This is a genomic window from Lewinella cohaerens DSM 23179 (assembly GCF_000379805.1).
GTDB lineage: Bacteria > Bacteroidota > Bacteroidia > Chitinophagales > Saprospiraceae > Lewinella > Lewinella cohaerens.
The window spans coordinates 125,295-143,528 of sequence record NZ_KB903540.1; the positions used below are offsets into that span (position 1 = coordinate 125,295).

17 protein-coding genes are annotated in these 18,234 nt (G+C 46.9%); 13 read left to right on the forward strand and 4 right to left on the reverse strand.

Features of this window, described 5'->3' with window-relative positions:
• Positions 1-191: 191 nt before the first annotated feature.
• Positions 192-737, reverse strand: a complete 546-nt coding sequence (locus tag A3EU_RS0110285; RefSeq protein WP_020536075.1) for a hypothetical protein — start codon at positions 735-737, stop codon at positions 192-194.
• Positions 738-782: 45 nt separating this feature from the next.
• Positions 783-1,430: a hypothetical protein gene (locus A3EU_RS0110290; RefSeq protein ID WP_020536076.1), complete on the reverse strand. Its 648-nt coding sequence runs from the start codon at positions 1,428-1,430 to the stop codon at positions 783-785.
• A gap of 465 nt (positions 1,431-1,895) precedes the next feature.
• Here A3EU_RS0110290 and A3EU_RS0110295 point away from each other — a divergent pair, with 465 nt between their 5' ends.
• From A3EU_RS0110295 to A3EU_RS0110345, 11 genes are all read left to right on the forward strand, one after another.
• Positions 1,896-4,454 carry a M14 family metallopeptidase gene (locus A3EU_RS0110295; protein WP_020536077.1) on the forward strand — a complete coding sequence of 853 codons (2,559 nt, stop codon included), beginning with the start codon at positions 1,896-1,898 and terminating at the stop codon, positions 4,452-4,454.
• A 101-nt stretch (positions 4,455-4,555) separates the two neighbouring features.
• The gene (locus tag A3EU_RS0110300; RefSeq protein WP_020536078.1) at positions 4,556-4,813 is read left to right on the forward strand and encodes a type B 50S ribosomal protein L31; all 258 of its coding nucleotides are present in this window, start codon (positions 4,556-4,558) and stop codon (positions 4,811-4,813) included.
• Positions 4,814-4,959: 146 nt separating this feature from the next.
• On the forward strand, positions 4,960-6,171 hold the full coding sequence (locus A3EU_RS0110305) for a GlmU family protein (RefSeq protein WP_020536079.1): 1,212 nt from the start codon (positions 4,960-4,962) through the stop codon (positions 6,169-6,171).
• A 1-nt stretch (position 6,172) separates the two neighbouring features.
• Positions 6,173-6,862 carry a spermidine synthase gene (locus A3EU_RS0110310; protein WP_020536080.1) on the forward strand — a complete coding sequence of 230 codons (690 nt, stop codon included), beginning with the start codon at positions 6,173-6,175 and terminating at the stop codon, positions 6,860-6,862.
• Between the two features lie 159 nt (positions 6,863-7,021).
• Positions 7,022-7,393, forward strand: a complete 372-nt coding sequence (locus A3EU_RS0110315) for a DUF2116 family Zn-ribbon domain-containing protein (protein ID WP_020536081.1) — start codon at positions 7,022-7,024, stop codon at positions 7,391-7,393.
• Positions 7,394-7,408: 15 nt separating this feature from the next.
• Entirely contained in the window at positions 7,409-8,095 is a 687-nt protein-coding gene (locus A3EU_RS0110320; RefSeq protein ID WP_020536082.1) for a porin family protein, read from the forward strand.
• Between the two features lie 20 nt (positions 8,096-8,115).
• Positions 8,116-8,607 (forward strand): hypothetical protein, encoded by a 492-nt coding sequence (locus A3EU_RS0110325; protein ID WP_020536083.1) that lies wholly within the window; start codon positions 8,116-8,118, stop codon positions 8,605-8,607.
• An 11-nt stretch (positions 8,608-8,618) separates the two neighbouring features.
• Positions 8,619-9,917 carry a hypothetical protein gene (locus tag A3EU_RS0110330; protein WP_020536084.1) on the forward strand — a complete coding sequence of 433 codons (1,299 nt, stop codon included), beginning with the start codon at positions 8,619-8,621 and terminating at the stop codon, positions 9,915-9,917.
• A gap of 156 nt (positions 9,918-10,073) precedes the next feature.
• A complete protein-coding gene (gene lspA, locus A3EU_RS30020) occupies positions 10,074-10,604 on the forward strand; it encodes a signal peptidase II (RefSeq protein ID WP_020536085.1) in 531 nt (176 codons plus the stop codon).
• A gap of 10 nt (positions 10,605-10,614) precedes the next feature.
• Positions 10,615-10,779, forward strand: coding sequence for a hypothetical protein (locus A3EU_RS34220; protein WP_020536086.1), 165 nt, complete (start codon positions 10,615-10,617; stop codon positions 10,777-10,779).
• Positions 10,780-11,138: 359 nt separating this feature from the next.
• Positions 11,139-12,011 (forward strand): T9SS type A sorting domain-containing protein, encoded by an 873-nt coding sequence (locus A3EU_RS0110345; protein ID WP_020536087.1) that lies wholly within the window; start codon positions 11,139-11,141, stop codon positions 12,009-12,011.
• A gap of 195 nt (positions 12,012-12,206) precedes the next feature.
• Here the strand turns inward: A3EU_RS0110345 and A3EU_RS0110350 are convergent, their stop codons facing one another.
• The gene (locus A3EU_RS0110350) at positions 12,207-12,998 is read right to left on the reverse strand and encodes an ATP-grasp domain-containing protein (protein WP_020536088.1); all 792 of its coding nucleotides are present in this window, start codon (positions 12,996-12,998) and stop codon (positions 12,207-12,209) included.
• A 221-nt stretch (positions 12,999-13,219) separates the two neighbouring features.
• On the opposite strand from A3EU_RS0110350, the gene A3EU_RS0110355 reads away from it, so the two are divergent.
• On the forward strand, positions 13,220-13,654 hold the full coding sequence (locus A3EU_RS0110355; protein WP_020536089.1) for a GNAT family N-acetyltransferase: 435 nt from the start codon (positions 13,220-13,222) through the stop codon (positions 13,652-13,654).
• Between the two features lie 8 nt (positions 13,655-13,662).
• On the opposite strand, the gene A3EU_RS0110360 is transcribed toward A3EU_RS0110355, so the two are convergent.
• Entirely contained in the window at positions 13,663-15,249 is a 1,587-nt protein-coding gene (locus A3EU_RS0110360) for a peptide chain release factor 3 (RefSeq protein WP_026211325.1), read from the reverse strand.
• 692 nt (positions 15,250-15,941) lie between these two features.
• On the opposite strand from A3EU_RS0110360, the gene scpA reads away from it, so the two are divergent.
• A complete protein-coding gene (gene scpA / locus A3EU_RS0110370) occupies positions 15,942-18,074 on the forward strand; it encodes a methylmalonyl-CoA mutase (protein WP_020536092.1) in 2,133 nt (710 codons plus the stop codon).
• The last annotated feature ends 160 nt before the right edge of the window (positions 18,075-18,234 follow it).

Consider the following 18,234-nt stretch of genomic DNA (forward strand, 5'->3'; position numbering starts at 1 on the left):
GCTCGAAGATAAATATTCTCAGCAAAAGTACGAAAATCTTGTTTTTGAAACAAAAAATTTATTCTAAATAAATCTATCGTGCTTTTATTGGAAAAAGAGCAAGAGATGCCATTGAAATGATGGTTTGAAATAAGGCCGCTTTCCTACTGCTCGTCGGGAGACGAGCGACATATAGCCTGTTAGTTAGGAAACTAACAGGAGCAGGTTGGTCTGCCTTTGTTTCTACAAGCCAAATACACCGTAGCAAATGTAAATGTCAAGAGAACTACAAAAAGCACCCTAAAGTGCGGTCTAAATTCCCGCTGCAAGGCTAGGCCTACAGAAGGAGCTCCACCAGTGACATCGGCATAAAGTAACACAGACCTACCTATAAGTACGCTATCAATATCTATTATCTTAAAGAGAAATTGATCTCCTCGTTGAGCCACAAAATACTGTTCAATTAAAATCCCTTCTGAAGATAATGATGTCTCTTCATCCAAAAGATTAATCGTGTTCTCATCTCCTTTTTTAACCAATACTGCCTTCAGGCTGCCACCTGCTGGGGTCGCTCCTTTTATTAATGACAACTCTAATTTATAGCCGTAATCAAATGCTGTTGTAAAGGGTACTTCCAGATTTGCAATTAACGCAACCTCCTCATCCACAGCCACTGTAGTAGACAGTACTGGTTTACGAAGGTCCAATCCAATCACGATAGTTAGCAATATTAAAACAAGACTAAAAAACTTGCCCACCGGTTTTTTTATTTCTCGGGTTTAAAGGAAATTAGCATACGCGAATTACGACGCACGCCGCATACCCTGCTTCATTCTTTGGCCGATCCTGCCGCGCATCAATTCAGGGTACTGGTACGTAATTCTTTGCTGCCAGCGTGGAAAATAGTCTTCTTTCACCAACATATTGGCCGTGCTTTGGGCCAACTGTTGCGTGATCTCTGGACAGTAAGGGTACTGCGCGAGGCAATCAACCATAAAAGGCAACAGATCGGGCATCATCCGCTTGCCCTGGTGATGAATCTGGAGCCAAACGATGGCCCGCGCTAATGGTAAATGGTAACGAAGAAGCGGGCAACAATCTGCCGACACCGTATGCCCATTGCGGGAGGTGTGCCGCGCCTGCGTGATGACCGTCTGCAATACATGCCACCAGTCATCAAGTATATTACGCAGACTATGATCATGCTGAGGCCAGTGTGCAAATTTCTTAAACTGGTGCCAATCATCTACCGGATGAGAACTGCGACCCAACTCAAAAAGCGCAGGAAGTACCTTGTTTAATTCGGCAGAAGGAAACTGCTCCAAATAACTGGACAGTGCCCGCCCAAAGGTGTCACAGGTTTTGATTCCTGAAAAGTGAACGCTACCCGTTTCGTTTTCTTCTTCTGGCGAAGCGTCGTTTTCAAAGAGTTTTTTCAGAAAAGTAATCATAGAGGACAGGTTTTTGGTCGCGTCTGGCCGCTAGGAACAGCACGAAAATAACGTGTGCTTTTGTTTTCACAATAGTTGAATAAGCGCTTCATTTCAAGCGTTTTAACTATTTGGAAAACTTGATAAAAACACACGTTATTTTCTGCGCAATACCTAAATGTGTTTTCTCAAATCTTTTTCAAAATACGTTATTTTTTTGACTTTATCAACTAAAAAATGTTAAAATAGCATAATGTAATTTTTTTGATTACAAATAGGCAGAAACAAAGTAATTGTCACTTTTCAGAGAGATTTTTTTTCATCACATAGGGACATAGTTTGTTTTTTGGGAGGCTTGACTTGTTCTAAGAAAGCTCCTCTGTGTCTATGTGATAAAAAGGTGTTTGGATTAGTTTTACCACATGGGGGATATAGTTTGGGTTTCTTGTTATTTTTACCAGAATGCTAACTACGAATCAGACTAATATGACTAATCGCTTATTCTTACTATTATTTTGTGGCTTGTTGTTTATAGGTGCGCAAGCCCAGAAGCAAGAGCTTACCTATTATCTACCTGACATTGCCTACGATCCTGCAATACCTACGCCGGAAGAATTTTTGGGCTGGCAGATTGGTGAATGGCATATCAGTCACGATCAGCAGCTGGCTTATATGCGGATGTTGGCAGCGGCTTCGCCGCGAATCACGCTTACCGAGTATGCCCGTACGCATGAGCAGCGCCCTTTGGTGTATCTGACAATTACCAGTGAGGCCAACCACGCTGATTTGCCGACACTAAAAGAAAGGCATGTTGCCTTGAGCAATTCTGAAGCTTCTGGCCGGGTGGATATAGGGAAGACCCCACTGGTTCTGTACCAAGGGTTTAGTATCCACGGTAATGAACCCAGCGGAGGAAATGCAGCGCCATTGGTGGCTTATTACCTCGCTGCCGGGCAGGGTGCCGAAATAGATGCTTTGCTGGATAATACGATCATTCTTTTTGATCCATGTTATAACCCCGATGGCTTTACCCGTTTTAGCACTTGGGCGAATATGCACAAGAACCTGAATCTGACCGCTGACCCTGCCGATCGCGAGTATGATGAAAGCTGGCCCGGTGGCCGTACCAATCATTATTGGTTTGACCTAAACCGCGATTGGCTACCTGTGCAACACCCGGAGGGCCGTGGACGGGTAGTGACTTTTCATGATTGGAAACCCAACGTGCTGACAGACCACCACGAAATGGGAACCAACGCTACCTTCTTCTTTATGCCTGGTGAGCCGAGCCGCGTACACCCATTGACCCCAGGTAAGAATCAACAACTGACGGGCGCTATTGGTAACTATCATGCCAAAGCGCTGGACGATATTGGATCGCTCTACTATTCGGAAGAAGGGTACGATGATTACTACATAGGAAAAGGCTCTACCTATCCGGATGTGAATGGTTGTATCGGTATCCTGTTTGAACAGGCCAGCTCACGCGGGCATTTACAGGAAAGTGACAATGGTTTGCTCACTTTTCCTTTTACTATCCGTAATCAGGTTCGTACTGCCCTGAGTACGCACGCTGCAGTTGTAGGGCTGAAGACAGACATCTTGACTTACCAGCGCGATTTTTACAAGAATGCCCGGAATGAAGCGAAGGCTGATAGCCGATTTGGGTATGTTTTTGGGACGGATGGCGATCCTAGTAGAGCTAACCATTTGATTGATATACTGCTTACACACAAAATAGCTGTTCATCCGCTTGAGAAGGATGCGCGTGCTGATGGAAAGACCTTCCAAGCCGGAGAGGCCTATGTGGTGCCTATGAATCAAGATCAGTATCGCTTTATCAAAGCGGTTTTTGACCCTATTATGGAATTTGAAGACAGTCTCTTCTACGATATTTCCACCTGGACGTTGCCGATGGCTTGTAATCTGCCGTACGCTAGTTTGAGTAGCACCCCTTCGGTAGGAGACGCTTTGACAGCAGTGCCAACGCTATCGCCGCCGATACCTACCAGTAGCACTTACGCCTACCTTTTGCCCTGGAACGATTTTTATGCTCCACGCTTGGCATATTATTTAATGGACAAAGGCTTGCGCCTGAAAGTGACGACCGAACCATCGGATGTAGGCGGAAATATTTATGCTGCGGGCACTGTTGTTCTTCCGGTGGTCAACCAAGGCGATTATTCCGCCGAGGAGATTCATGCATTAGTGAAAGAAGGAGTAACAGAAACAGGTGTAGAAATGATACCGGTGAATACCGGCCTCAGTTCGGCCGGGCCAGATCTGGGAAGTAGAAAGTATCATACCTTGGAAATGCCTAAAGTGGCCATTATAGTAGGAGAGGGCGTGACCAGCTACGAAGCAGGTACCAACTGGCATCTGCTAGACCAACGCTACCATATTCCTGTTACCAAATTGACAACGGAAAATATGGGGCGTGCAGACCTCAGCCGCTACAATGTTATCATTTTACCAAATGGCTATTACCGCTTTGGTGCCAATGAGACGGCGAAAATCCAGGATTGGGTCAGTGCTGGTGGTACACTGATTGCCCAAAAAGGGGCCAACCGCTGGTGTGCTTCGAATAAATTGGCGGAATTGAATTCGATTAAAATGGATGGCGATAAAAGAGACCAACGCCCTTACGGCAAAATTGACCGCGACGGAGGTGGCCGAGTACTGGGTGGTGCTATTTTCAATACAGAAGTAGACCTCACGCATCCATTGCTCTATGGTTTTACGCGAACGGAATTTCCCGTTTTTCAGCGTGGCAACTTGTTTTATGAAGTGAGTAAGAACCCTTACGCTACACCAATACGATTTACGAGTGACCCACTGCTGAGTGGTTATGTGCACCCTTCTAGCCTGGATGCTTTGGAAGGATCGGCAGCTATCCTGGTAAGTGGCCGTGGCCGCGGACGCACCATTTCAATGATGCAAGAGCCTGCTTTCCGTGCTTTTTGGTTTGGAACGAGTAAGCTCTTGGCAAACGCTATATTCTTTGGTTCTACCATTGATAGAGATGCTTGTGAGGCCGTAAAATAAGAAAGAGGCTAAAAAGTGACGGAAATAATTGACTAGTAATTGGTTTTACAAAAAATAAGTCTATCTTTGCCGTCCGAATTTGAATAGGAAATATTACCGCCATGAAGAAAGATATCCATCCCGATAATTACCGCCTCGTTGTTTTCCGTGACATCTCGGTTGACAAATCTTGGTTGTCGCACTCTTGCGCTCCTACCAGAGACACCGTAGAGTGGGAAGATGGCAAAGAATACCCACTAGTAAAAGTGGAAATTTCTAGTGAGTCTCATCCGTTTTTCACGGGTAAGATGAAGTTTGTAGATACGGCTGGTCGTATCGACAAGTTCAATAAGAAATTTGCCAAATTTGCTAAGAAGTAAGGCTTCGATAATTATCTGGCTTGAAAGAAAAAGTCCTGATCAGCCATTGTGCTGCTTAGGACTTTTTTAATTTTGCAATGTCGCTAAGGAAATACGCGTTACAATGCATAAGATTCCTAGGCGAAAATTTTAAACATCCCATCCCTATGGCACACCTCATTCTGTTTGATAACGAAACCCGTGATCATCTTTTACCGCTGACGTATACGCGGCCGGTAGGAGCATTGCGAGTAGGTATTCTCACCATTAATGAAAAATGGGAACGAGTGATGGCTTGTCCTGTATCTTTTCTTACTCAGGATTATCTCAGCGAGAAATTTGAGATGGATTATGGCGAAGAAAACTACCTCGTCAACGGTTCCTTGTTACCGACCCCACAGATGGTACGCCTCATCAAGCAGCTGGATTATAGCGAAGCTATCTTGCTAGACGGGGAGCTGCTGGCCACTAAGCTCCGAGGGGAACAGATAGAACAGCTCATTAAGGATGAAGATTTTGGTGAACTTTCAGGCTACGAAGCCAAGAATACAGATATCCTCAAACTAAGAGGTGTCTACGATATTTTTCATCTTAATCAGGCCGCTATTGAGGCCGATTTTACACTTCTGACAGAAGGACGTACCTCTGCACCCTTGTCAGACACCAACCGTTTAGTGGGGCCTGCTGATCAGCTTTTTATAGAAAAAGGAGCGACTGTAGAGTGCGCTATCTTAAATACCCAAAACGGCCCCATTTACATTGGTCGTAATGCCCTGGTCATGGAAGGCAGTATGATTAGAGGAGCCTTCGCGATGGGAGAGGGGGCAGTCCTTAAAATGGGTGCTAAAATCTATGGCGCTACCACCCTCGGGCCAGGGTGTAAGGTAGGCGGCGAGGTAAACAACGTAGTATTTCAGGCTGATGCCAATAAAGGCCACGATGGCTACTTGGGGAACTCAGTGATTGGGCAGTGGTGTAATATCGGTGCCGATACCAATTGCTCAAACCTCAAGAATACTTACGAGGAAATAAAACTGTGGAACTACCTCGAAGAGCGTTTTGTGAAAACAGGCCTGCAGTTTTGTGGCCTGATCATGGGTGATCACACCAAGGTAGGCATCAATACCATGTTTAATACCGGAACGGTGGTAGGCGTAGCCGCCAACATCTTTGGCGACGGATTTCCACGCAACTTTATCCCTTCGTTTGCTTGGGGTGGCGCCAGTGGTTATTCCACTTACCGCACGAGTAAGGCTTTCGAAATGATGGAACGGGTGCTGGAGCGCCGAGGCGTAGACTTGACCGTACAGGATCGCCTGATTTTGTTGCGCGTTTATGAAGATACCGCCAAGTACCGTCGCTGGGAAAAGAAAGACTAAGATGGAAAAAATACCACGCTGGAAAATCTGGTTAAGCTACCTGCTGGAACTCCACGTGGAGAGTGCCGAAAGTGATTACAATCCCTACCTATACGTAAGCCTCCGACGCGGGCGCTACCAGCTCAGTACTGCCAATGCGGTATACTCTTACGGTGATCTTTATACCAACTTTGCCCGTACCTTTGCCCGCTGGAACTGGGAACAGTACCCCGTAGACGAAGTGCTAATTTTAGGGCTAGGCTTGGGGAGTATTCCGGTGATTTTGGAGCAAACGCATGGCCAGTTGTGCCAAATTACAGCAGTAGAAATTGACGAAGTGGTCGTGGATCTGGCCGAGCGCTATGTTTTGGGTGAATTGCAAAACCCTCAGCAAATGATCGTCGCAGATGCAGCCATCGTCGTGCAGCAACTGCCAGACGAGAGCTACGACTTACTGTGTGTTGATATATTTGATGATGACCTTGTCCCGGAAGTATTCGAGACGATCACCTTTCTAGAAAATGTAAAAGCCCTGCTTCGCCCCGGTGGCGTGTTGCTCTTCAACCGCTTGGCTGCCAACCCAAAGGACGAACAACTGAGCAAGCAATTCTTTGAAGATACATTCCTAAAAGTCTTCCCTGAAGGATATTGCCTCGATGTCGGCGGCAACTACATGCTGGTGAGCAACAAGGAAGCTGTATTTGAGAGCTAACCTATTTTATCACAAAGGCTAAAGGTTTTTCAAAGAAATAGCCCATCTACTAACATAAATTTATGTGTCTATGTGGTAAACCCCCAAATCACGACTTGTTTTTTACAACATAGCGCCCTAGATTGCCTATTTTTGAGCATTGCTATAAAATTAATCCGCATGGCTGCCTCTGAGAAGAAACACTGTATCGTTTGTGGGGATGAAATGACGGGCCGGCAGGATAAACGCTTCTGCTCCGATAATTGTCGTAGTACCTACCATAATCGCCAGAATAGTAGTCAGACCAACTTTGTGCGTAAAGTGAACGGTGTTTTGCGAAAAAATCGACGCATTCTCGCTAGCCTAAACCCAGAAGGAAAAGCCTCTTTACACCGGGATAAGTTGCTGGAAAATGGCTTTAATTTTCGGTATTTTACCAACGAATATGTGACTCGAAAAGGGACAGTATACCGGTTTGTGTACGACCAGGGTTATACCGAACGGGAAAATGGCTACCTGACTTTGGTCATTCGTCAGGAATATGTTGAATAAATAAATCTTTTCTGAATGCTAATCAAGGCTTGTTGGCAAGGTGTTAGTACCATTTTTTTGTGGGTGTTTTTATTGCTGAGTACCACACTCGTGGCTCAAGAAGACAGTACTGCTTTTAGGCCACAAACCTACTTCGGTGTTCAATATGGGATGAATTGGAACACGGTTATGTTTTCCCCCCAAATAGACCAGGCGACGCTGGTGGCCAACCGCATTGGTGCGGTGTTTCGCTATGTAGGACAGGCTCACCTGGGGATACAACTGGAGGTAGCTTACGATCAACGAGGCTGGGCCGAAACGCTGGAAGGTCTGGCGACCGACTACACCAGAGAGATTGATTACCTCGAGTTTGCAGCCTTTTCGCACATAAGTATTGGCAACGGCACCGTCAGGCCACTTGTATTGCTGGGGTCTTATCTGAGTTATCCTATTGGGCAAACAGAGACCATCCCTGCCAGTTTGGATGCCAGCCTTTACCAGGATTACTACCAAGAACTGCTCCCCGAGCGTCTCCAATACGGCTTGGCTGGCGGCCTAGGGCTAGAAGTGTTTCTGGATCGTTTAACGCTACAGTTAGATGGTAGATACCGCTCTTCGCTCGGTGGCATTTTCTCTTCCTCAGATAATCGATTTATCTTTTCCAATAGCCAGGGCTTCACTGCTCAAGCGAGTGTGCTTTTTCGTATTTTTGGTGGTAAATAAGCTGCTTTAAATCCATTGTTATGTTATCCAATCATCGATCCTCTCGCACCCTTTTTCGGTCTACATTTCTCATTTATGTGGCCTTGACGCTGGGGCAGGTGGTATTCAGCTTGTTCATCATTTTTCTAATTACACAGCCGGACCGTGATCTAAAAGAGGGTTCTGATTATCCTTTCCTGGGTTTGTTAGTCGTCTTTTTGGCAGCCGGAGCAGCTTGGTTCGTCAACAAACTCCGTAAAGACCAGTTGCCTAAACTCCGCTTCAACCATGATGGCAAACTGTTGCATTACCGTACCTCGGTCATCATGCGTTCGGCCATGGTAGAGGCCGGAAATCTCTTCTGTCTGATCCTTGCACTACTGGAAGGCAGTCTTACGCCTATGCTTTATTTTTGTGTCGGAATGGTCATTTTTCTCTATTTTAGACCTCAGCTTGCCGAGCTGGTGCAGCTCTATGGCATGAATGAAGAGGAACGCCAAAGGCTGGAGCAGCAGTTGAAAAACAGAATGTAAGGAACAGAGAAATGAAAACCATCTTGCTCAGGGTCAACAACCAAGGGGTATATTACAATCCTACCGAGGGGCTTGCCTGGGCATCAACCAACCTACCTGTCGGAGCTTTCCGTTTTAGGGAACACGAGCCGATCTACTGGCGTGTCAGTATGTGTGCCTACCAAAAGGAAACACAACTTCTGGAAGTAGAGGTGCTGGATTATGAGGCGGCTTTTATGGAAGGTTTTGAAAAACAAAGCCCCAGACAACCGATTAGTGCCTTGCAGTTTCGTCCATTGTCACCGCAGGCCTTCAAGGCCAATCTCTCCTATTATGATGGCCTCCGGCTGGCGACGATACTGGCCAATACGGAGCCTGAACCACCAGCTCCCAAAGCGATTTGGACCAAGCCGCGAGAGGGATGGGAAATCGAAATGCACAGGCAACCAACCGATCCCTCCCCTCCGCCGCTGGAAAAACTAGCTAATATTCATCTCCATTTTCAAGAACGGATTCAGGATTTGAGCTTTTCGTTGGGCATGATCAAGGGCACGCATTACGTAGAAGAATGGGGCATTACTATCGATTACGAAATTGTCAATGATTTTATTATTCCGGAGTTCGATTACGTCAAAAGTTACGTCGCTAAAGCCCTCAAGCAACGCCGCGTTTCCATCGAAATAAAAACGACCTTGGCCGATGCCATCGGAAAGTCCGTACCCGCCCGCAGCCCCATCCTACAAAATATCGACGAACGCCTGCTGGTATTGGTACGCTCGCAAGCCGTCGGACGCCTGTTGAAAAAGCCAAAATTTGAGGCCGATGTAGACAAGAGCCTGTTTACCGCAGATGAAATGTACGACCAATACACCGAAGATGGCTCCTGGGGAGATGCCCTGCGCAGCCCCGGAGAAGAAATATTGGCCCAAATACTATCGCTAAAAAAAGTACGCAACGCCAAACAGCTCCAGTTTCTGGCCGGCAAAGTACACGCTCCAGGCGAAAAACTACGTTTCACCCTCACGCCCCTCTTCGGTTTTATTTTTCTGGCCCAAGGCGAGCGGCAGCAGCATTTTATCTGGGAGTTGCTCAATAGCCACGCCACCTACCTTTGGAGTTTTGACCCTCAAGAACTGCCCGCTCAGCAGCGGTTCCCAGAGCTGGAGAAAATTCTCAACTTCATCAAAATTCACGGACGACAGGAATACCGCAACAACAACCATTTGTCTGATCATTTTGCTTTTCGTGCCATCAACCACCGACATGCCGGCTCCAATTTTGTTGACGGTTTCCCCCGCTGGAGGAATCTTTTGCTGGAGCAATTGGTTTAAGGAACAGCACAAAAACAAGTTGAGCCTTCGTTTTTCAAATAGATGACTAAGTGGTTCACTTAAAGCGTGTTAGCTATTTGGAAAACCTTAGAGAAGGCTCAACTTGTTTTTTGCGCAATAAGCAGTCACTAAATTCTCTTTTCCTATCTTTACCGCATGAATAAGAAATGGACACGTATCCTCCTCGTGCTGGGCATTATTGCCGCCAACATTGGCTTGGATCAATGGACAAAAGTATGGGCTCGAACTACATTGCAGTTTCGACCAATGGAATCCTACTGGAATGATTTTTTTCGCCTGATTTATGTCGAAAACAAAGGCGCTTTTCTTAGCCTCGGTTCCGACCTCTCTGATTGGGTTCGAACCCTCGTGCTTCACCTTTTTCCTGCTGTTCTTTTAGCCGCACTCACGCTCTATGCCATGTTTTCCAAAGCACTCAATAAGTGGCAAATTGTAGGCATGAGCTTTATCATTGGTGGCGGTATCAGCAATGTCTACGATCGTATCCTCTATTCCGCCGTGACCGACTTTATGAATATGGGCCTGTTTGGCCTTCGTACGGGCATCTTCAATTTCGCAGATGTTTCCATTATGGTAGGCTTGGGCATCATGCTCCCTTTTGCCTTCAAGAAAGATCCTGAAGACGAACCTGTCTTGGAAGAAGAAACAGGCGAACCCACGATCTAAGATCATTATTATGGGCCCTGCCTGCGTGCCTTGGCACCGGGTCATCCGCTATACTTCGTACCGCTACTACCCCTGGTCCTTGCGCCCTCTGGGCACGGCCTCCACCTATGTTCGGTTCCGGCAGCGAGTAAACATTATCAATGTGACCTATTCTGATGGAGCTAAAATCACTTAATGCTGTGTATTAGGTGCCTTGTTATTAAATCAAAGGTGGATTGTGAAAAGCATATTTAATCGGATAACGAGTCAAGGCTCGGGTTTTTGAAAATGTTCATTAATGTGTGTCTGATGAATAATTGCCGAAATGTATCTACTTGATAACCAGTAATAAAAAAAACTCTGCGGCTCTGCGGCTCTGCGCGAGATACACAATTTTGAACACTCTCCGGTTTTCGGGAAAAGCCAATTTAATGATAAGTGGCAATCACAATGACAAAGCGTAATATTTATTCACTCTTTTAAAAATACTGATTACAGAACTTTGTATTATTGATTTAGCTATCGTGACAGTATTCCATTAAAACTGAGAAAAAAATGATTAATCCACCGCCACGCTGTCGTTCTATTTTGATTAAATTACTATTGATATTTGCTAGTACTGGAATAACCGAAGTTATGTTTGCACAAGATTATTTACCGACCTTGAGAGATGGCGGAAGATGGTCGATGGGGAGAAATGAAGGTATGGGGTCATGGTCTCTTTTTACTTCAGAATTAACCTGCGATTCAATAGTTATTGACAGTCTTACCTATCGGGTGCTTGATATTGGAGGGAGTAGTTATCAGTGTGAAGCCCAAATAGGTTACCTTCGAGAGGATTTGGAAGAAAAAAGAGTCTATTATCGATCTGCTATGGAAGATAGTCCATATTACGACGAAGATGTTTTACTTTTTGATTTTAGTGTATCTATTGGCGACTCTGTCTGGATTCCTGGTTGGGGAGTTCCTGTGCGCGTAGATTCTATTTACATGAAAATATATGAGAATGGCCAGCAATACAAATATTTTGAACTAAGTAACTCCGTTTTTAGCTATTACGAAGGTTTAGGCAGTATTTGGTGGGGAATAATTCCCGAGTGTACTCAGTACGTGTTTATGCTTAATTACGGTAATACTGGAGTAAGCTGTGAAGATGTGGTAAGTGTAGAACAATTGAGTCAAATTGATAATATCGTATGTTATCCTAATCCAGTTGCAGACGAACTAACAATAAGCAATGATGGTGGCGGTACTTTTAACAGTATGGCGTACGAGATACATAATCTTGTCGGGCAAAAATGTATAAGAGGTACATTGAGTGGTAATCAAGTAACGGTTAATTTAGAACACGCACCCAGGGGGATTTTAATACTTTCAATTTATGAAAACGGTAGACCAATTGGCAAAAAGCGAATTATGCATCATTAGAATTTAACCCAAAAGATTCGTTGGAAATTATAAATAAGTTGACTGGATCGAATAGAATAGACTGCCTGACCAGTCGTTAGACGAGCCAGGCAGCACATCTCTCTATTCCCGAGCTTTCGTCGATAATGGGCAAAGCTCTCTGTTTACTTTAGATAGCCGAACCTTGCCTGAGATAGTCCGCTTGATCGAAGAAAATCAGGCTGGCTGCCGACCCAACCACTCCACTACATGATCTCGGAAAGCCTCCCATAATTCCGGAAACTGCGTAACATTGGGGATATGATTGACTTCCAATAAATAGGCTTGCCCCTGTGAATCAACCAGGTAATCATTGGCGATAAGGTCCAATTCCATACCTTGTCTAATTCGCAGGGTATCGTCGAGTAAATCTTTATTGATGGGCATAAACCCAGCCTTGGGAGAATGAATCGATTTTAGCCAATTTTCTCCGTCCATGTGTATCTGCCAGTAGCGTTCGCCAATAGCAATTACTCTAATTGCCTCCCCATCAATAAAGGGTTCAATGATGGAAGGCTGTTGCACTGCATAGGATTGTGTAAATCGCTCTTTGTTTTCACCACAGTGCCAGTTGCCCCACTTGGCAACCCACTCACCGGGATTGTTGAGCGAAACGCCCTCACTCGCATATCCACGCGTTAGGATGGGGAAATGAGTATGGCGCAGCGCCCTTACCAAACAAGGGAGTTTGAGTCGGGCATTCATCATCGCGTAAGGGTTGGGATAGCAGGACCCACCCCAAAGCGCTAATGCAGAGAGAAAGTCAAGGTCGTCCTGATAAATTCCGTGATAAACCACGTGGTCAACAGGGAGAAAGCCATTCCTATTGGTGCGTTCCATCCAGAGGGTTTTTCCCTCTACTCTTATCTTTGGCAGCATCTCGTGCCAAATGACAGGACCAAATAATTGTGCTTTTACTTCTTGAAATTCTGCTTGGTGTAAACCAATAATGCCGACTCGAGGAGGCATAATAAAATGTTTTTGATGAAAAATATATTCCGAGTCAATAACCTTAAGAAGCAGCGGTTTAGTTCCATAACGTGAAATTGGAGGTATTATATTCGACCTCGGAGAGATCGTAAATGGTGTATTGCTGTTGAAAATCAAGCGATCAGTACCAAACTTTACGTTCCATAGTTAGTAGCGGAGCGAAAATTTAGACCACCTTAATTGAAATCTAATAAGGAAAAATGTATACCATTCGGACCTTTAGAAAGGAAGACTTTCTCGCCTACCAAACTTGGTTTACAGACCCAGCTATTCAACGAGCTTTGGGTCATGTAGATGAAGAGTGGCTAGCCTATGTACTAGCCGATGAGACCGGGGCAGAATATGTTATGCTGAGAGAAGATCAGTTAATGGGAGTCGCTGGTGTAAGTTTTGCCAATGAGCAAAACCCTTTTTATGTGATTACTAATTTAGCTATCAACCCTGCATACGCTGGAAGAGGAATAGGGTCTTTGTTTCTTGAAAAGATAACGGCTAGAGTTCCCTTAGAACAGCATCAATATTGGGCCACTTTCGTAGAAATATTTAATGAACCTGCTCAGCGATTTTTCACCAAAAATAATTGGGAGCAAACCCTCCACGAGGATGGGATGATCAGATATGAGAAACGACTATGACCAAGCTGTTAATTCTCGCTCAGGAAGTGGAACGTGATTTCAGGATGATTGTCTTGCGCCATTTTGAGGCTCCAGGCGCTCTCGGCGAGGTAGACCACTTCGCCGTCTTTATCTGTGCCTAGGTCGCGCTTGCGGCGTTGGAGAAATTCCTTCATGGCGGCCTCATCGTCGCTGGTTACCCAACAGGCTTTGTGTAGATTGAGCGGTTCGTAGCGGCACATCGCGCCGTATTCGTGTTCGAGGCGGTACTGGATAACGTCGAACTGGAGGGCTCCGACCGTACCGATAATTTTGGCCTGGTCAAAATCACGGATAAACAACTGTGCCACACCCTCGTCCATCAGTTGGTCCAGGCCTTTGTTGAGTTGCTTGGTTTTAAGCGGATCAGCATTGAGAACCACCCGGAATTGCTCGGGACTAAAGCGTGGGATGCCTTTAAAACGAAGCTCCTCGCCTTCGGTGAGGGTGTCACCAATTTTGAAGTTGCCAGAATCGTAGAGACCTACTACATCGCCGGGGTAAGCTTCGTCTACCACCGTCTTCTTGGAGGCCATGAAGCTGGTAGGGTTGCTGAATTTCATCTTCTTGCCCTGGCGAACGTGGAGGTAGTTGGTGTTTCGCTCAAAAGTGCCCGAGCAGATGCGCATAAAGGCGATTCGGTCGCGGTGGCGAGGGTCCATGTTGGCGTGAATCTTGAAAACGAAACCAGAAAATTCTTTTTCGGTAGGCATGACAACCCGCTCCTCAGTGACTCTCGACCTCGGAGTAGGAGCAATCTCAACAAAACAGTCAAGCAGTTCCTTTACGCCAAAGTTATTGACAGCAGAGCCAAAGAAAACGGGGCTAAGGTCACCGCTGAGGTATTCTTCTTTCTCAAAGGGCGGATACACTTCGTTGATCATGTTGACTTCGGCACGAAGTTCTTCGGCGGCGGCTTCGCCTACCATTTCTACGAGTTCGGGGTCGTTGAGGTTATCAAACTTGATGGTTTCTTCCGGGCGGCCCTGCTTGTTGTCGGGGCGGAAGAGGACGAGCTGTTGCTCGAAAAGATTGTAAACCCCCTTGAAGCGATCTCCCATACCGATGGGCCAGCTTAGCGGGCGAGCATTGAGGTGTAGTTTCTGTTCTATTTCATCAATAAGGTCGAAAGCTTCCTTACCGGGACGGTCCATCTTGTTGACAAACACGATGACGGGTGTTTTGCGCATACGGCAAACCTCCACCAGTTTTTCCGTTTGTTCCTCGACCCCTTTGGCTACGTCGATGACTACAATAACGGAATCGACGGCAGTGAGGGTGCGATAAGTGTCTTCTGCAAAATCTTTGTGACCAGGTGTATCCAGGATGTTGATTTGCAAGTCACGGTATTCGAAGGCCATGACCGAGGTCGCAACGGAGATACCCCGCTGGCGTTCGATCTCCATAAAGTCGGACGTCGTACTTTTTTTGATCTTATTGCTCTTTACCGCACCTGCCGATTGGATAGCGCCCCCAAAGAGGAGTAGCTTCTCCGTGAGGGTGGTTTTACCGGCATCCGGGTGGGCAACAATACCAAAAGTGCGGCGCTTGGCCAGTTCTTCGAGAAACTTACTCATCGTGTAATCCTTGAATTTGAGAGACGGAGAAAAAATTAAGTGTACAATTTTCGATTTTGTAAAGTTTTCTAAACCATTGACTGGGAGGAGCTGGTGTGGAAAATTTACAAAATCTTCGGAGAAAATTGGGAGGTTAATTTCCGTCAACTAACAAAGTTGGCAAAGGTACGGAAGGTTTTGGGGAAATTGTAGGAGAAATCCGTATTCAATGAAGGCTTTCTCTTGGAGGTTGATTTGAACCATATAAGGCATGTAAGGTCATTTAAGTAACTGAAAATAGGTGTGTTGATATGTTTTTGTTTTTCTTGCGGCGTTTTAGGACCCACCCAGCCCTTACTGAATTCTACGGATCGGTTCTGCCAGCGGGACACATTTTGCTACTGGTGGCTTAAGTGCGCAAGCCGGAGGCTGAAGCGCGAGGCGCGGAGCGACTAAGGACGAGCTGGTGAAGCGGTAGTGCGCTGCGCAGCAAGCACTAAGAGCGGAACAAGCGGTAGCCAGCGCAGCGCGGCTACGGCCCCAACTAAAAACCGACTAGATTGGTTAACTGGTCTATATGTTGACGAACCTGGCCACCGAAAACCAACTACAGGGCAAATTCATGAATTTGCCCTGTAGTTGGTTTTTTGCTCCTCCCACTACGACAAATCCCGCAGAAGGCGTATTTTACCCTTTGAAGAAAAAACCTTTGCATGGCCCGACCAGATTTTACCAACCAAGTTTTAGTCTACGATTTGCCCAACCTGCGGAATGCTGCTGACGGTGCGCCGACGCCGGTGGTGACCCCTGAACAGATTACGCTGAAGAACAGCTTCTCGGCAGCCGATACGGCGGCGTATGACCATTTGGATTTTGTTGCTGGTTTGCCGCCTTATTTGCGTGGCCCCTACAGTAGCATGTACGCAATACGCCCTTGGACGATTCGCCAATATGCGGGGTTTTCTACGGCGGAGGAGAGCAATGCTTTTTATCGTCGCAACCTGGCGCAGGGCCAAAAAGGACTGAGTGTGGCTTTTGATTTGGCGACCCACCGGGGCTATGATAGCGATCATGAACGGGTGCGTGGTGATGTGGGCAAAGCGGGTGTGGCGATAGATACGGTGGAGGACATGAAGATGCTTTTTGACCAGATTCCGCTAGACAAAATGTCGGTGTCGATGACGATGAATGGGGCTGTTATTCCCATCATGGCGTTTTATATAGTAGCGGCCGAAGAGCAAGGCGTGAAGCCGGAACAACTGAGTGGCACCATCCAGAATGACATCCTCAAGGAGTTTATGGTGCGCAATACGTACATCTATCCACCGCTGCCGAGTATGCGCATTATTGGTGNTATTTTTGCCTATACAGCGGCCAATATGCCTCGGTTCAATAGCATTAGCATCAGTGGTTATCACATGCACGAGGCGGGAGCACCAGCCGATTTAGAGCTGGCTTACACCTTGGCGGATGGTTTGGAATATATTCGTACGGGGCTGGCTGCAGGCTTGAAAATTGATGATTTTGCCCCACGGCTATCTTTCTTCTGGGGGATTGGGATGAACCACTTTATGGAGATTGCCAAACTACGGGCGGGTCGCCTGTTGTGGGCCAAGATCGTGAAGGAGTTTGATCCACAGAACGTCAAGAGCATGGCGCTGCGTACGCATTGCCAAACGTCGGGGTACAGCCTAACGGAACAAGATCCTTACAATAATGTGGCGCGTACGGCGATTGAAGCGTTGGCGGCCACCTTGGGCGGTACGCAATCATTGCACACCAATGCCTTGGATGAAGCCATTGCTTTGCCCACCGATTTCTCGGCGAAAGTGGCACGAGATACACAGCTTTACCTACAGAAAGAAACCGATATCACTCGCGTTGTCGACCCTTGGGGCGGTAGTCATTATGTAGAATACCTGACCGGAGAGCTGGTCAACCGCGCCTGGGAACTGATGCAGGAAGTGGAAGAGCTGGGTGGAATGGCGAAAGCTATAGAGAAAGGCTTGCCCAAACTGCGGATTGAGGAAGCTGCTGCTCGTAAACAAGCCCGGATAGATAGTGGCCGCGAGAAAATTGTGGGCGTCAATATTTTCCAAACGACAGAAACTTCGCAGATTGATATTCTGGAAGTAGATAATACTGCTGTGCGGGAATCGCAGGTGCAGCGACTGAATGAATTGAAAGCGAACCGTGATGAGGCTGCCGTAGGTGCGGCCTTGGAAGCCTTGTATGAGGCCGCCAAAAATGAAACAGGAAACCTATTGGACCTTGCGGTAGCCGCCGCGCGCGTGCAGGCTACCCTGGGCGAAATCAGCGCCGCGCTGGAACGGCAATATGGTCGTTATCAGGCGACGCACCGTACCATCAGCGGCGTATATGCCGGAGAAGTGACGAACCAAGACGAAGACTTTCGTGCCGCCCGCGAGCTGGCCGACGAATTTGCCAAGCAAGAAGGCCGCCGCCCCCGGATTATGATTGCCAAATTGGGGCAAGATGGCCACGACCGGGGGGCTAAAGTGATTGCTACGAGCTTTGCTGACCTGGGCTTTGATGTGGACATTGGCCCACTGTTTCAAACCCCAGCCGAGGCTGCGCGGCAGGCTACCGAGAATGATGTACATATACTAGGAATATCCTCGCTGGCCGCGGGGCACAAAACACTCGTGCCCGAAACCATCGCCGAGCTGGCCAAGCTGGGCCGTGATGACATTTACGTAGTGGTTGGTGGCGTTATTCCTCACCAGGATTACGACTTCCTTTACGAGCAAGGCGTTGCTGGGATTTTTGGTCCTGGCACCAAGATAGCGAAGGCCGCTTCGGATATTTTGCGGGTGCTGGGGTAGGGTTTGGGTGCGGAGTGCTTTGTGCGGGCAAATACTCCGAATTCAGACTTTCCACTTCCGATTTTTTGTGCGGAGTGCGGTTTTGTGCGGGGTGCGGGGGAGTGCTTCCGATTTTGATGCTGAACGTATGATCGCACTGGTACGATTGGGGGGCGATGAA